Source organism: Gilliamella sp. wkB178, from assembly GCF_001690705.1.
GTDB classification, from domain to species: domain Bacteria; phylum Pseudomonadota; class Gammaproteobacteria; order Enterobacterales; family Orbaceae; genus Gilliamella; species Gilliamella apicola_K.
This window is the reverse complement of the sequence record NZ_LZGK01000016.1, coordinates 21499-36113: the sequence shown is the minus strand read 5'-3', so window position 1 is coordinate 36113 and position 14615 is coordinate 21499. Positions and strand designations below refer to the sequence as shown.

General features: G+C 33.6%; 15 protein-coding genes. 9 read left to right on the top strand and 6 right to left on the bottom strand.

The genetic code is table 11. The features are described from left to right. The first annotated feature begins 51 nt into the window (after window positions 1–51). The 3 genes from rluA to rapZ all read left to right on the top strand — a co-directional run bounded on the left by rluA (window position 52) and on the right by rapZ (window position 2312). Window positions 52–708: a bifunctional tRNA pseudouridine(32) synthase/23S rRNA pseudouridine(746) synthase RluA gene (gene rluA, locus A9G13_RS09755; RefSeq protein ID WP_065557429.1), complete on the top strand. Its 657-nt coding sequence runs from the start codon at window positions 52–54 to the stop codon at window positions 706–708. Between the two features lie 58 nt (window positions 709–766). Then, window positions 767–1363, top strand: a complete 597-nt coding sequence (locus tag A9G13_RS09750; protein ID WP_065557428.1) for an XTP/dITP diphosphatase — start codon at window positions 767–769, stop codon at window positions 1361–1363. Between the two features lie 100 nt (window positions 1364–1463). Further along, window positions 1464–2312: an RNase adapter RapZ gene (gene rapZ / locus A9G13_RS09745; protein ID WP_065557427.1), complete on the top strand. Its 849-nt coding sequence runs from the start codon at window positions 1464–1466 to the stop codon at window positions 2310–2312. Here the strand turns inward: rapZ and A9G13_RS09740 are convergent, their stop codons facing one another. Next, the gene (locus tag A9G13_RS09740) at window positions 2313–3143 is read right to left on the bottom strand and encodes a divergent polysaccharide deacetylase family protein (protein WP_065557426.1); all 831 of its coding nucleotides are present in this window, start codon (window positions 3141–3143) and stop codon (window positions 2313–2315) included. After that, complete coding sequence (gene envC / locus A9G13_RS09735; RefSeq protein ID WP_065557425.1) at window positions 3140–4348, bottom strand: murein hydrolase activator EnvC; 1209 nt, start codon at window positions 4346–4348, stop codon at window positions 3140–3142. Before envC ends, A9G13_RS09740 begins: the two co-directional genes overlap by 4 nt. Before the next feature lie 216 nt (window positions 4349–4564). On the opposite strand from envC, the gene glyQ reads away from it, so the two are divergent. The 4 genes from glyQ to ybaK all read left to right on the top strand — a co-directional run bounded on the left by glyQ (window position 4565) and on the right by ybaK (window position 9028). Further along, window positions 4565–5497 carry a glycine--tRNA ligase subunit alpha gene (glyQ, locus tag A9G13_RS09730; protein WP_065557424.1) on the top strand — a complete coding sequence of 311 codons (933 nt, stop codon included), beginning with the start codon at window positions 4565–4567 and terminating at the stop codon, window positions 5495–5497. A gap of 10 nt (window positions 5498–5507) precedes the next feature. Then, window positions 5508–7580, top strand: coding sequence for a glycine--tRNA ligase subunit beta (gene glyS / locus A9G13_RS09725; protein WP_065557423.1), 2073 nt, complete (start codon window positions 5508–5510; stop codon window positions 7578–7580). Window positions 7581–7645: 65 nt separating this feature from the next. Further along, window positions 7646–8455 carry a hypothetical protein gene (locus A9G13_RS09720; RefSeq protein ID WP_065557422.1) on the top strand — a complete coding sequence of 270 codons (810 nt, stop codon included), beginning with the start codon at window positions 7646–7648 and terminating at the stop codon, window positions 8453–8455. Between the two features lie 87 nt (window positions 8456–8542). Next, window positions 8543–9028: a Cys-tRNA(Pro) deacylase gene (ybaK, locus tag A9G13_RS09715; protein WP_065557421.1), complete on the top strand. Its 486-nt coding sequence runs from the start codon at window positions 8543–8545 to the stop codon at window positions 9026–9028. A gap of 157 nt (window positions 9029–9185) precedes the next feature. Here the strand turns inward: ybaK and A9G13_RS09710 are convergent, their stop codons facing one another. The 4 genes from A9G13_RS09710 to A9G13_RS09695 form a co-directional block, all read right to left on the bottom strand. Beyond that, on the bottom strand, window positions 9186–9458 hold the full coding sequence (locus A9G13_RS09710) for an HU family DNA-binding protein (protein WP_065557420.1): 273 nt from the start codon (window positions 9456–9458) through the stop codon (window positions 9186–9188). Window positions 9459–9633: 175 nt separating this feature from the next. Then, complete coding sequence (locus tag A9G13_RS09705; RefSeq protein ID WP_065557419.1) at window positions 9634–10227, bottom strand: YjaG family protein; 594 nt, start codon at window positions 10225–10227, stop codon at window positions 9634–9636. Beyond that, the gene (gene hemE, locus A9G13_RS09700; RefSeq protein ID WP_065557418.1) at window positions 10220–11293 is read right to left on the bottom strand and encodes a uroporphyrinogen decarboxylase; all 1074 of its coding nucleotides are present in this window, start codon (window positions 11291–11293) and stop codon (window positions 10220–10222) included. Before hemE ends, A9G13_RS09705 begins: the two co-directional genes overlap by 8 nt. 92 nt (window positions 11294–11385) lie before the next feature. Beyond that, the gene (locus A9G13_RS09695) at window positions 11386–12291 is read right to left on the bottom strand and encodes a LysR family transcriptional regulator ArgP (RefSeq protein ID WP_065557417.1); all 906 of its coding nucleotides are present in this window, start codon (window positions 12289–12291) and stop codon (window positions 11386–11388) included. Between the two features lie 207 nt (window positions 12292–12498). Here A9G13_RS09695 and rpiA point away from each other — a divergent pair, with 207 nt between their 5' ends. Both rpiA and serA read left to right on the top strand, forming a co-directional pair. Next, the gene (rpiA, locus tag A9G13_RS09690; RefSeq protein ID WP_065557416.1) at window positions 12499–13155 is read left to right on the top strand and encodes a ribose-5-phosphate isomerase RpiA; all 657 of its coding nucleotides are present in this window, start codon (window positions 12499–12501) and stop codon (window positions 13153–13155) included. Between the two features lie 61 nt (window positions 13156–13216). Next, the gene (serA, locus tag A9G13_RS09685; RefSeq protein ID WP_065557415.1) at window positions 13217–14458 is read left to right on the top strand and encodes a phosphoglycerate dehydrogenase; all 1242 of its coding nucleotides are present in this window, start codon (window positions 13217–13219) and stop codon (window positions 14456–14458) included. Window positions 14459–14615: the final 157 nt, after the last annotated feature.

Below are 14615 nucleotides of genomic sequence, written 5' to 3'. Positions count from 1 at the left end.
TTATTTTGTTAAAATGTGCGGCAATTTTAGTCTACAAATTGTCACACGCAAATGCTTTTAGAATACCATCCGCCAATTAATCCTTGGCTTTCTATTTTATATCAAGATGATCATATTGTTGTGGTCAATAAACAACCGGGGATCTTATCTGTTTCAGGTAATAAACCTCAATTTATTGATAGTATTATTTACCGGTTACAACAAAAATATAGTTATGTTGAATCAGTACATCGATTAGATATGGCAACAAGTGGAATTATGATTGCCGCACTATCAAAATTAGCTGATCGGGAAATAAAAAAACAATTTAGAGAAAGAATACCTAAAAAACAATATATAGCCGTAGTGTTTGGACACTTAAAAAATGACTCAGGAACAATTGAATTACCCCTAATATGTGATTGGCCCAATCGCCCTAGACAAATGGTTGACATGGAAAAGGGTAAACATGCATTAACAGAATATCAAGTTATTTCCCGAAATCCAGATAATACCACAAGAGTAAAATTATTACCGTTTACTGGAAGATCTCACCAATTACGCGTTCATATGCAAGCGATTGGTCATCCAATTCTAGGTGATAAATTTTATGCAACTCCTGAAGCCTTTTCAATGTCAAAAAGATTGTTATTACATGCGCAGCTTCTTACTTTTAATCACCCTAAAACGGGAGAAAGTATAACATTTAGCTGTAATCCTGATTTTTAAACCAATTTAAACTGAAGAATTAATCAGTAAAAAAAGTAATTATGTTAAGGAAGTCAAAATGCAAAAAATAGTTTTAGCAACCAATAATCAAGGTAAAGTGAATGAATTGCAAAAATTACTTGCTGATGCAGGCTTTAATATTATAGCGCAAAGTGAATTTAATGTACCTGATGCTGATGAAACTGGCTTAACATTTGTCGAAAATGCTATATTAAAAGCTAGACATACAGCCAAGTTAACCAAATTACCAACAATTGCTGATGACTCAGGTTTAGTGGTTAATGAACTAGGTGGCGAGCCAGGGATTTATTCAGCTCGTTATGCTGGTGAACATGGTAACGATAAAAACAACAATAAAAAATTACTGCAAGCATTAGCTAATACACCTAAAGAAAAACGCACAGCTTATTTTTACTGTGCTTTAGCTTTTATGCGTCATGAAAAAGATCCTACCCCTATTATTTGTTTAGGGAAATGGCATGGTATGATTTTAAAAGAAGAACGTGGTCAAGGTGGTTTTGGTTATGATCCCCTTTTTTATATTCCTGAACTAGGTTGTAGCGCTGCAGAATTAACTAAAGAACACAAAAGCCAAATCTCACATAGAGGTCAGGCCCTTAAACAGTTAATAAATAAAATCAAAACCGAATTTTAATTTAGTGTTAATGAAAAAGTAACAATCTGTCTACTTACAATTGTATATTTAGAAATAAAAAGTATATACTTAATCAATCAATTATATTGGAGTTGATGCTGTGATTCTAATGATAGTAAGTGGTCGTTCTGGCTCTGGTAAATCAATTGCACTGCGAGCACTAGAAGATATGGGATTTTACTGTGTTGATAATATCCCGGTAGTTTTATTACCACAATTAGCAGATGCATTAGAAAACAATAATACTCCTGTTGCGGTAAGTATTGATATTCGAAATTTACCAGAAAAATTCAATTTTAATCAAGATATTATCCAACGGTTACCTGAATCTATTTTCCCTGAAATGATTTTTTTAGATTGTAGCCGCAATACCTTGATTCGCCGTTATAGTGAAACAAGAAGAACTCATCCATTATCCGACCAACACTTTTCTTTAGAAGAAGCTATCGAACTCGAAGGAAAGTATTTAGAATCACTTAAATCACACGCTGATTTAGTTATCAATACTGATAATCTTTCTATTCACGAACTATCAGATATTTTAAGGACCCGCATTTTAGGTAAAAAAGAACGCGAATTAACTATTATTTTTGAATCTTTTGGCTTTAAGCATGGCTTACCTGTTGATGCAGATTTTGTATTTGATGTACGGTTTTTACCAAATCCTCATTGGGATGCAAATTTGCGACCTTTAACAGGATTAGATCAAGCTGTGAAAGACTTTCTTTCACAACAACCGGAAGTAAATAATTTTATTTATCAAACCGCATATTATTTACAACAATGGTTCCCAATGCTAGAAAAAAATAACCGTAGTTATTTAACTATTGCTATTGGTTGTACTGGTGGACAACATCGTTCTGTTTTTATTGCAGAACAATTAGCAGAATTATTCCGAACCCGCAATAAACAAGTACAAACTCGCCATCGAACTTTAAAAAAGAAATAATTATTTTTTTTCTAAATTATAAAAAAGATACATATCGTTAATTAACTTTTTATATTTTTCAACAATATCGTTTAAAGTAACTTTTTTTGGTTGTTTCATTGAAGGCAACGGAGTAATTAATTGGCCAAGTTTTGTTAATTCAACATCTATGGGTAAATTAGCTAACTTGCTTCTTAAAACATTTACTGTTTGCGGATGAGGGTGACCTATAGCAATCGCATATCCATTCTTACGTGCAATGGCTACAGCCACATCAAACTGATGAGCGATACTATTCTCTTTTTGTTCATCATCCAAAAAAACATCTCGACCAATAACTGGGATGTTATACTCATTAGCAGCTTGTTTAACTTTAGTTTTACCAATAGTTTTACTATCTAAAAAAAACATTGAATAACGGCTAAGGGCTTTCATAACGTGTTGCATACCATTTAGATTAGATGTCATTAAACTTCCCATATGATTATTAATACCAATCGCATAAGGAACACGTTCAACAGCATTAGTTACAATCCTTTGAACTTCAATTTCATTCATATATGGAAACAACGTATCTTTCTCTAATGGTTGTTTACCCATTGGTGCCATTGGTAGATGAATGATGACATCATTACCATGATTATGAGCTAAGGTTGCAATATGTTTTGCATTTGGAGAATTAGGTAATACAGCAACTGTTATATTTGGTGACAACAAAATAATTTGTTCTTCATTGCGTTGACGGTAACCAAAATCATCAATAACTAATACCAACTTTGCCGCCCATACACTTTGGATATTTAACAGAAATAAAGTCATGATGAGAGTAAAAATAAAACGAAAATTAATCATTTTAACCACCCTTTGGGATCAAGTGCTTTACCATCACGACGGATTTCAAAATATAATCCTGGTGTATTTTGTCCACCGCTAGCACCAACCAAAGCAATAGCTTGACCACTTTGGACTTTATCACCGACATCAACCAGTAACCGTTGATTATAACCATACAAACTCATATCACCTTTACCATGTTCAAGAGCCACCACAAAACCATAACCTTGTAACCAACTAGCAAGGATCACTCGTCCATCAGTAATCGCTCTGACTTGGGTTCCATCTTTTGCATTAATAACCATGCCTTTCCAGTGCAGTTCCCCTTGCAAAGATTCACCAAATCGATGAGCTATACTGCCAATAACAGGCCAATTAAGTTGATGTTGCGGTTTACCAATTCCACTAACTCGCGCCATTAATGACTTTTCATCTGAATTAAGTGTGTAATTGGTATTTTTCTGTTTTTCTTCTATATGCTTAGCTTGCCTTGCTTCTTCTTCAGCCAAACGACGGCTTTCTTTTTCCGCTTGGACAATTTTTGCTTGAAGCTTTGCCTCATTGTCACGAAGTTCTGCTAATTTTTGTTGATTTACCTGCATTGACGATTCAAGAGCACTAATCGTTTTTTGCCGATTTTGCCGATTTTTTTCCAACCCTATTTGAACTTCTTTTTGTTTGTTTTGTAGTTCTTTTTGTGATGTTTGTTTTTTTTGCAAGGCAATTCTTTTATCGTTAAGTTGTGATTGCGTGTCATGAAGTGCATTTATTTGTTGTTCTCTCGCTTCATTAATATACCCATAATAATTTATAATACGTTCATTACGCTCACTTTCTTTATTGGCAAAAATGAGTTCTAAACCAGTCATTTTTCCAAGCTTAAAAGCACTTTCTAGTTGTTTAGATAATACGCTACGCTGTTGCTTTTGCTTAATTATTAGTACATCAATTTGTTTTATTAAATTATTAACTTCAGTATCAAGTTTTTTTAAAGAAATACTATTTTTTTCAATGGCCGTCAGCAAATTAGCGATTTCTGTTTCTTGTTCCTTGAGATCGTTAACTAATTGAGTACGTTCTTTTTTCTGTTCAGCTAAGCGATTTTCTTGTTCTTGAATAGAGCGACGTAAAGATAGCAACTGCTGATTATCATCAGCATACGAAAAATTGACATTCAACAGGCCAATTAAAAAGATAATAAAAAATTTAAAATAACAGGACATGGCGTTTTATTTATAATTAATTACCAAGCTATACAGATGTTTCCACTATACCTACAAATAGGTAAAGATGCAAAATGAAAACCATTTTAAGTCTTGAGATAATATTAATAATATATTGTAATATGCAAAGATTAGACATTTCACAATAACTAATAAAAAGTATAAAATATAAAACTATTTAAATTGTCGCAATAACTCAACTATAAAGATAACATCATGCAAAAGTTTAATGTCAAAACCTTCCAGGGTTTAATCCTTACGCTACAAGATTACTGGGCTAATCAAGGTTGTACTGTGATCCAACCATTAGATATGGAAGTTGGTGCTGGTACGTCACACCCTATGACTTGTTTACGTGCACTTGGACCAGAACCTATTAATGCTGCTTATGTACAACCATCCCGTCGACCAACAGATGGTCGTTATGGTGAAAACCCGAATAGATTACAACATTATTATCAATTTCAAGTTATCTTAAAACCATCACCAGATAATATCCAAGAGCTTTATTTAGGGTCATTAAAAGAACTTGGTTTAGATCCTACCGTTAATGATATTCGCTTTGTTGAAGATAATTGGGAAAATCCAACTCTGGGAGCATGGGGATTAGGTTGGGAAGTTTGGTTAAATGGTATGGAAGTAACCCAATTTACTTATTTTCAACAAGTTGGCGGCCTTGAATGCAAACCGGTAACGGGTGAAATCACTTATGGCTTGGAACGTCTTGCTATGTATATCCAAGGTGTGGATAGTGTTTATGATCTAGTTTGGAGTGATGGTGTATTTGGTAAGACTACTTATGGCGATGTATTTCATCAAAATGAAGTTGAACAATCTACTTATAATTTTGAATACGCCAATATTGATTTCTTATTCTATTGTTTTGAACAACATGAAAAAGAAGCAAAAATGTTACTTGAATTAGAAAAACCGCTACCTCTACCTGCATATGAACGTATATTAAAAGCTGCACACTGCTTTAATTTACTTGATGCTCGTAAAGCAATTTCAGTTACAGAACGGCAACGTTACATTTTACGTATCCGAGCATTAACCAAAATGGTAGCTGAAGCGTACTATGCATCCCGTGAAGCACTCGGATTCCCAATGTGCCAAAATTCATGTCTAAGTGAAACTGTATCAAAGTAGGAAAGTATAAATTATGCAAAAAACATTTTTAGTAGAAATTGGTACAGAAGAGTTACCTCCAAAATCACTGCGTACCTTAGCTGAAAGCTTTGCGACCAATTTTATAGAACAACTGGATAATACCAAATTGGAACATGGAGAAGTACTTTGGTACGCATCACCTCGTCGTTTGGCATTAAAAGTTTTAAACCTTAATGATACACAACCTGATAGCCAGATTATTAAACGTGGTCCAGCCGTCAGCGCGGCTTTCGATGATAATGGAAATCCAACCAAAGCAGCAGAAGGTTGGGCTCGTGGTTGTGGTATCACTGTTGATCAAGCTGAACGGATACAAACCGATAAAGGTGAATGGCTATCATATACACACAATCAAAAAGGTCAGCCAGTAGTTAACCTTCTATGTGATATGGTCAAAAATGCCTTAAATAAATTACCAATCCCAAAACCGATGCGTTGGGCTACTCACCAGGTCGAATTTATTCGTCCAAGCCATACGGTTACAATGCTATATGGTAATGAACTTGTACCAGGTACTATCTTGGATATCGAATCCAATCGTATTATTCGTGGACACCGTTTTATGGGAGAACAACAATTTACCATTGATAATGCAGATCAATATCCACAGATTTTAGAACAACGGGGTAAAGTTATTGCAGATTATGATAAACGTAAAGCAATCATTAAACAGCAAGCAGAAGAGGCTGCGACTAAACTTAATGGTAAAGCTGATTTGACTGAAAGCTTGCTTGAAGAAGTTTCATCATTAGTTGAATGGCCGGTAGTATTAACTGCTAAATTTGAAGAACGCTTCCTTGATGTTCCGGCAGAATCATTAGTTTATACGATGAAAGGCGATCAGAAATATTTCCCTGTATATGATAAACAAGGGAAATTATTACCTAATTTTATTTTTGTTGCTAATATTGAGTCCAAAGATCCTCAAGTAGTTATTTCTGGTAATGAAAAGGTCGTGCGTCCACGCCTAGCAGATGCTGAGTTTTTTTATAAAACCGATTTAAAGCAACGTTTAGAAGATCGTCTTTCTCGTCTTGAAACAGTTTTGTTCCAACAACAGCTTGGTACCATTAAAGACAAAGCTTTGCGAATAGAAACATTATCAGGGTTTATTGCCGAAAAAATTGGTGCTAATACCGAGCAAGCAAAACGTGCAGGGAAGCTAACTAAATGTGATTTAGTCACCAATACAGTTTTCGAATTTCCTGAAACACAAGGTATTATTGGACGATACTTAGCACTCAAAGATGGTGAAGGTGTTGAGGTGGCAACTTCCATTGAAGAACAATATAAACCCCGTTTTTCTGGTGATGAACTACCAAGCACTTTGGTGTCAAGTGCAGTGTCTATTGCTGAAAAAATGGATACACTAGTAGGTATTTTTGGCATTGGTCAATTTCCTAAAGGTGACAAAGATCCATTTGCATTACGCCGAGCGGCTATTGGTGTTTTGCGAATCATTGTAGAAAAAAATTTACCACTCGATCTTGACGATTTATCTAATTTTGCTACTTCACTGTATGGCGATAAACTTAGTAATAAGAATGTCATTCAGGATACAGTTAGTTTTATGCAAGGCCGTTTTCGAGCTTGGTATCAAGAACAAGGTTTTGCTATTGATACTATCCAAGCAGTATTGGCTCTCAACCCAACAAAACCGGCTGATTTTGATGCTCGTGTTAAAGCTGTCACCTATTTTAGAACCTTGCCTGAATCAGCATCATTAGCAGAAGCTAATAAACGCGTATCTAACATCTTATCCAAAGCTGAAATGGCTATTCCTGAAAAAGTTAATGTTGCATTATTAGACGCTGGGGCTGAAGGTGAATTAGCCAAACAAGTGGCTATATTAACTGATAAACTTGAACCATATTTCAATGAAGGTCGTTATCAAGATGCATTAGTGGAACTGTCTTCACTTAAAGTGCCGGTTGATGTATTCTTTGAATCAGTTATGGTTATGGTCGACAATGAGCAGATTAAACAAAACCGATTAGCGTTATTAAAGAAACTACAAAATTTATTCTTGAAAGTAGCTGATATTTCGTTATTACAAGCATAATTTTTAATTTATTATAATTAATGGTAACTCTTGATGAGTTACCACTATAAGGTAACGACACCAACATGCAAACAAACTTAACCTTTTCTTCGATTTTTAATCAAACTACTAATTTTATTCGGAACCGATTTTGGCTAATTATTATAGTAAGTATCATAATTGGATTATTCCATGTATCTATAACTAATTATTTCATGAATAATGAGGCGATTGAACAATTATCTAATACTCGGGATACATCAGTTGTATTTTCGTCCATGTTAAAAATGGCTAGTGTATTGATATTTTCATCTTTAATTATTATTTCAGTAAATATTGCCACTATTTATAATCTATCTATTAATGATAAATTTAATATTAATATACTACTATCAAAATCAGTATCGAGCCTAATAAAAGTATTAGGTTTTAATATCATTTATATGTTTATTGTTCTGTTTATTGCACTATTCTTTAGCTTAATATTTTTTGTGCTTCAGATGATTGTGCCTACATTAGGTGCAATAATAGCTATACTTTTTATGGTTGGTTTGATGCTTCTTATGGTTACTGTTTATTTCTTTTTTATTGGTTCAATTATTAATCCATCAACAAAAAGTTTTATCCAGCTTTTTATGCAAAGCCATCAATTAGCTAAACAATATTGGCAATTAGGTTGTTTAATGATAATTATTAATATTATTTGTATGATTATACTCTCCGCATTAGCGATGACTTATAAAGAAAATAACTTTATTTTGGATTTTATATTGGCAACTGTATCTAATCTGGTTGATATTTTCGTAATCTGCTTTTTTTATCGCTTAACTCAACTCATTTCTGATAACGAAACGAACTTAATAGAAAATAACCCTAATAACAATTTGATATTATGATACAAAATAACAAGCTGTTTCTACTAATTAACTTTTAGTAGAAACAGACTACTGAATAAACCGTTGTTATTTAAGAGGGGAATTATAATGACGCCAGCTATTAATTTGCTTAAAAAGTTAAAAATCAAATTTAATATTCATCAATATGAACATGATGTAAATGAAACCCACTATGGGCGAGAAGCAGTTAGTAAACTTGATCCTCTGTTACATATTGTTGCTGGACAAATTTTTAAAACACTTGTTGTCAATTTAAATTGTGACAACAAATCTTTTGCGGTTTGTGTATTACCGGTGGATTGTCATTTAGATCTTAAAAAAACAGCCAAAGCATTAGACTGTAAAAAAATTGAATTAGCTGATCCGAATATAGCCCAAAAAATCACCGGTTACTTAGTTGGCGGAATCAGTCCATTAGGTCAAAAAAAACATTTACCAACATTAATTGATTTAACCGCCCAACAATTTGCAATGATGTTTGTATCGGGTGGACGACGAGGATTAGAAATTGAAATTGCCCCGCAAGATTTAGCCAATGTTTTAAAGGCTCATTTTGTTGAAATAACAACTTAAGTTTATTAGCAATAAAATTTCATTTATAGAAATATATGAGCGGTTTACTAAAAAAACAATAATAAATAGAAATACAAAATAATAGGTCATAAGATTATCACTTATGACCTATTAATAATTTCCTATCAAAAACAACTGGTAGAAATAAAAAGCAATATTATTTAATTGCTTCTTTTAAGCTTTTACCAGATACAAAAGCTGGAACTTTGCTTGCTGGAATCTTAATTTCTTTACCAGTTTTAGGATTACGGCCAGTACGTGCTTTACGAGCATTTACTTTAAATGTACCAAAACCAACTAATTGCACTGGGTTTCCAGCTTTTAATGATTCAGTAACAGCAGCTAGAGTTGCTTCTAGTGCTGTTTTAGCAGCTACTTTTGTAATATTAGCTTTGCTAGCAATCGCATCGACAAGTTCTGTTTTATTCATGGATATATCCTTACATAATTATTTTATTGTTAAAGTAATGTTATAAGTAAAGTTAAAAATATAACTTTACGGCTGTAAACGACATTTGGATTACATTGGTACTAAATGTAGTCTATATTTCCCTAATATTAAAGAAAAATTTAATAAAAAATAAAAAAATTTGGCTTTCAGCGATTTAATTGCTCAAAAAAACACCAATATTGCTAGTTGCGACTGCGCGGATATCAGACTTTAAGCCTTTTATTAATTCAATTATATCGTGAGATTCATCTCGTAATAACCGAAAAATTTCCCACTGTAAATCAAATTCGTCAATTATAGGTGGTAAAAGTGTCTGTTCATCTTCTGATAGAGAAGAATCGGCTTTAGTCATTTCAAATTCAGCTATAGTCGTTGCCGAGATACTACTAACTTTAGTGGTATGCTCAGCTATTTCACCACTCAAATAAGAATGTAAAAGTTCACTCAACGCTTGACAAGCATCTATCGCTGGATAAACCATATAAGGGCTATCATCGTTTACAGACGGTATAATAGCTTCTAATTTTTCTAATTGTAAATCAAAATTAATTTTTACATCTTTAACTAATAAAGATTCCCAAATTAGATCAAGTATTTTTTTGTAACTTTTAACATCTTCATCATTTTGCTGTTGTTGACAATAATAAGCAAAATTAGGATACATCCGTTCGCATAAACAAACCATAAATAATCGTTGTTGCCATACAGCTAACTTTGCCATGCGTAATTGAACTGGATTTTTAATCATAATGAAACCTTTTAGATTGCTGATGTACAGCATCTATCAAATATTGCACATGCTCTACTGGAGTATCTTGGTGAATACCATGCCCCAAATTAAAAATATGTCCATTATAACGCCCAAACTCATTAAGAACAGCATCAACATTAGACTCAATGATTGTTTTACCAGCATATAAAATTGAAGGATCTAAATTTCCTTGCACAGCAATTTGACCTTTATGCTTTATTTCACTTAAATCTACGGTCCAATCAACGCCAACCGCATCACATCCAGTTTGCATAATAAGATCTAACCATAAACCACCACCTTTAGTAAATAAAGTGACAGGCACATAAGACATAACATCAGTACTTTTAACTCCGAGAGTTAACTGCGACACAATCAATTGCATATAATAAAGTGAGAACTCTTGATAACATTGATGACTTAATATCCCGCCCCAAGTATCAAAAATCATAATAGATTGAGCTCCGGCTTGAATTTGAGCATTTAGATATAGTGCAATACTGGTTGATAGTTTATTGAGCAGTAAATGCAATGCTTTGGGGTCGCAATACATCATTTTTTTGATTTTAGTAAATGCCTTACTACTGCCACCTTCAAGCATGTAAGTTGCTAATGTCCAAGGGCTACCGGAAAAACCTATTAATGGTACTTTTCCAGCTAACTCTTTTTTGGTAAGGCGAATAGCATCCATAACATATTTCAGGGATTGTTCGGGATCTGGAATTGGTAATTGTTCAATATCAGTATTACTTAAAATTGGTTTAACAAATTTTGGCCCCTCACCGGTTTCAAAATACAACCCTAAACCCATTGCATCAGGAATAGTTAAAATATCAGAAAAAATAATGGCTGCATCTAGATTAAATCGTTTTAATGGTTGTAAAGTTACTTCACAAGCAAGTTCAGGAGTTTGACATAATGTCATAAAATCACCTGCCTTTAACCTCAGTTGACGATATTCTGGCAAATAGCGACCTGCTTGACGCATCATCCACACTGGTGTGTAATCTACAGGTAAACACTGTAAAGCTCGTAAGTAGCGATCATTTTTTAATTGACTCATATTAGTGGCTCTTTGTTTTAAACGATGCAATATTGAAAAAATTTTTTAGATAAAACTATTGTTTAAGTATAAAATTCAAACAGTTTCAGTTATTACTTATGATGTTGAGGTTGTGAAAGTGTGTTATGTGCATAGTTAATTAATGTTTCAGAAATATTTTGCATCACACTACTTTCTGGTGCAAATCGATGCCAATAAAGCATACGCCTTTGATATAATCCTTCTGTTAGATTAATTAACTCACCATTTTTTAATTCTTGTTCGACTTGTAATATTGGTAACATGCAACATGCAGACCCTTGTTTAGCTAAATGCACAAAAGCCTCAGAAGAACTAGTAATATGACATACCACACTGCCTGGAGTTAGATTAAAGTTCTCCTGTAAAAAAGCTTGATGCATATCATCTAAATGATCAAACGCTACTGCAGGCGCTTTTAATAATGATGCCCGAGTAACGCCATTAGGGAAGTATTTTTTAGCAAAATCAGGCGAAGCAACAAAAATATAATCTAACGCACCTAACAAATCGGATAAGCAACCTGGCAAAGGTGTGTTTTGAATACTAATCGCAGCAACTACTGTCCCTAAGCGTAATAATTCTAAAGTATGTTCTTCATCTTTTACTTGGATATCAAAACGTAATATATTTTTATTCAATACTGGTTTTAATGCCGGTAATAACCAAGTAGCTAAAGAATCAGCATTGATCGCAATAGATAATGACAATGGTGTCGTATTTTGTTCATTATCACCTAACCATTGTTGTTCTAATAATTCAACTTGATGCAATAATCCGAGGAGATGTTCACCTTGTTTAGTGGCTTTTGGCGGAATAGTCCGCACCAGTAGCTGTTGCCCAAAAAAGCTTTCTAATTGCTTAATACGCTGTGACACTGCAGGCTGCGTAATACACAACTTATCGGCAGCTCTTTCAAACCCTCGTTCTTTTATCACTGCATCTAATGCTTGGAGTGCTCTATAATCTGGACGCTTCATAATCTCTTTATAAATGATTCAATTATTGCCTAAATACACAAGTCATTTTAATATAGAAAAAAGACGTAAATATAGCTAAAAATTAAAATATTTTCTTAAAATCCTAATGATTTTTGCTTTCCAATTGGTTACTATGCCATATCTTCATAAATTTTGCTTTTAATTTTTATGGCTAAGGAAAATTATTTTTAATAATAGGGTGATATCATGACTCAAGATGAATTAAAAAAAGCAGTAGGCTGGTCAGCATTAAAATATGTTAAACCTGATTCATTAGTAGGAGTTGGCACAGGATCAACTGCTACACATTTTATTGATGCATTAGCTACAATTAAAGGTCAAATTAAAGGAACAGTATCTAGCTCAGATGCCTCAACTCAAAAATTAAAAAGTTATGGTATCCCTGTATTAGATTGCAATGAAGTTGATAGCTTGGATGTTTATGTTGATGGTGCTGATGAAATTAATCATCATATGCAAATGATTAAAGGAGGCGGGGCGGCTTTAACTCGTGAAAAAATTGTTTCGGCACTAGCAAAACAGTTTATTTGCATTGTGGATGAGTCAAAAGTCGTTGACGTATTGGGCAAATTCCCCTTACCTATTGAAGTAATTCCCATGGCGCGATCTTACGTGGCCAGAGAATTATTCAAGCTTGGAGGGAAACCAATATATCGTCAAGGTGTTGTTACTGATAATGGCAATGTTATTTTAGATGTTCATGATCTTATCATTGCTAAACCTATCGAATTAGAAAACCGAATTAATAACATTCCTGGAGTAGTAACAGTAGGTCTATTTGCGAATAAAGGAGCAGACATAGCACTTATAGGGACTAGCATAGGTGTGAAGGAAATGAAGTAATTTCATTTATTACTTTTTATAATAATAACTATCGATTAATTTATAGGAAAGAGAGGGAAAAATGGTTGTTCAGGTTTTAACCAAAGACGAAAATAAGTTTCTATTATTGGAAGGTATTCATCCTAGTGCCATTGAAACTTTAAAATCATCAGGTTATACAAATATTGAGTATCATAAAAGTGCACTATCCCCTACAGAACTAAAACAAGCACTCAAAGATGCCCGTTTTGTTGGCATTCGGTCCAGAACTCATCTAACCAAAGAAATTATTGAAGCCGCCCCCAAACTTGCAGGTATTGGTTGTTTTTGTATTGGTACTAATCAAGTTGATTTACAAGCAGCTACTGTTAAAGGTATACCTGTATTTAATGCGCCATTTTCTAATACTCGTTCTGTTGCTGAACTAGTATTAGCTGAAGCCATTTTATTACTTCGCCGCGTACCTGAAGCAAATGCTAAAGCTCATCAAGGTAAATGGAATAAAATTGCCACTGGTTCACATGAAGCTCGAGGTAAAAACCTTGGGATTATTGGTTATGGACACATTGGTAGTCAATTAAGTGTCTTGGCTGAATCACTTGGTATGAATGTTCACTTTTATGATATTGAAACAAAGTTACCATTAGGAAACGCTAAACAAATGTCTACAATGCAAGAGTTACTGAAGATAAGTGATATTGTCAGCATGCATGTACCTGAAAATCCAACGACAATGAATATGATAGGTACCAATGAGATTGCTATGATGAAAACCAATGCAATTTTAATTAATGCATCTCGTGGTACAGTAATCGATATTAATGCATTAACACAAGCCTTAGAAACCAATAAACTTAGTGGCGCAGCTATTGATGTATTCCCAACAGAACCAGCAAGTAATAGTGATCCATTTCAATCACCACTATGTAAATTTGATAATGTTATTATTACTCCTCATATTGGCGGTTCAACTAGCGAAGCTCAGGAAAACATTGGTATTGAAGTAGCTAGTAAATTAGCTAAATACTCGGATACAGGGGCGACACTTTCAGCAGTCAATTTCCCTGAAGCATCATTACCTATTTTGGCTAACAGTACCAGTCGGTTCTTAAATATTCACCATAATCAACCTGGAGTTTTGACTGCCATCAATACCCTATTTGCTGAACAAGGTCTGAATATATCAGCCCAATATTTACAAACCGATCCTACAATTGGCTATGTAGTTATTGACATTGATAGAGTAGAACAAAATAAAGCCGAAGAATTATTAGTTAAGTTAAAAAATGTACCCGGAACTATTAGAGCCCGATTACTATTTTAATGTTCATATCAATAATAAATATCATTAACTTTTAATAAAAATTAAGTATGAATTCTAATGTTTGATCACATATTATTCATACTTAATTTTTGTAACTATAACCATGACTCTATTCATATGCTTTTTATTGCAAGTTTGACTAAAAAATGACTATTAT

What these genes read in the sequence shown, in the direction of transcription:
- rluA (WP_065557429.1), top strand. Translation starts at nt 52, where the DNA reads ATGCTTTTAGAATACCATCCGCCAATTAATCCTTGGCTTTCTATTTTA.
- A9G13_RS09750 (WP_065557428.1), top strand. Translation starts at nt 767, where the DNA reads ATGCAAAAAATAGTTTTAGCAACCAATAATCAAGGTAAAGTGAATGAA.
- A9G13_RS09740 (WP_065557426.1), bottom strand. Translation starts at nt 3,143, where the DNA reads ATGATTAATTTTCGTTTTATTTTTACTCTCATCATGACTTTATTTCTG.
- envC (WP_065557425.1), bottom strand. Translation starts at nt 4,348, where the DNA reads ATGTCCTGTTATTTTAAATTTTTTATTATCTTTTTAATTGGCCTGTTG.
- glyQ (WP_065557424.1), top strand. Translation starts at nt 4,565, where the DNA reads ATGCAAAAGTTTAATGTCAAAACCTTCCAGGGTTTAATCCTTACGCTA.
- A9G13_RS09720 (WP_065557422.1), top strand. Translation starts at nt 7,646, where the DNA reads ATGCAAACAAACTTAACCTTTTCTTCGATTTTTAATCAAACTACTAAT.
- ybaK (WP_065557421.1), top strand. Translation starts at nt 8,543, where the DNA reads ATGACGCCAGCTATTAATTTGCTTAAAAAGTTAAAAATCAAATTTAAT.
- A9G13_RS09710 (WP_065557420.1), bottom strand. Translation starts at nt 9,458, where the DNA reads ATGAATAAAACAGAACTTGTCGATGCGATTGCTAGCAAAGCTAATATT.
- A9G13_RS09705 (WP_065557419.1), bottom strand. Translation starts at nt 10,227, where the DNA reads ATGATTAAAAATCCAGTTCAATTACGCATGGCAAAGTTAGCTGTATGG.
- hemE (WP_065557418.1), bottom strand. Translation starts at nt 11,293, where the DNA reads ATGAGTCAATTAAAAAATGATCGCTACTTACGAGCTTTACAGTGTTTA.
- A9G13_RS09695 (WP_065557417.1), bottom strand. Translation starts at nt 12,291, where the DNA reads ATGAAGCGTCCAGATTATAGAGCACTCCAAGCATTAGATGCAGTGATA.
- rpiA (WP_065557416.1), top strand. Translation starts at nt 12,499, where the DNA reads ATGACTCAAGATGAATTAAAAAAAGCAGTAGGCTGGTCAGCATTAAAA.
- serA (WP_065557415.1), top strand. Translation starts at nt 13,217, where the DNA reads ATGGTTGTTCAGGTTTTAACCAAAGACGAAAATAAGTTTCTATTATTG.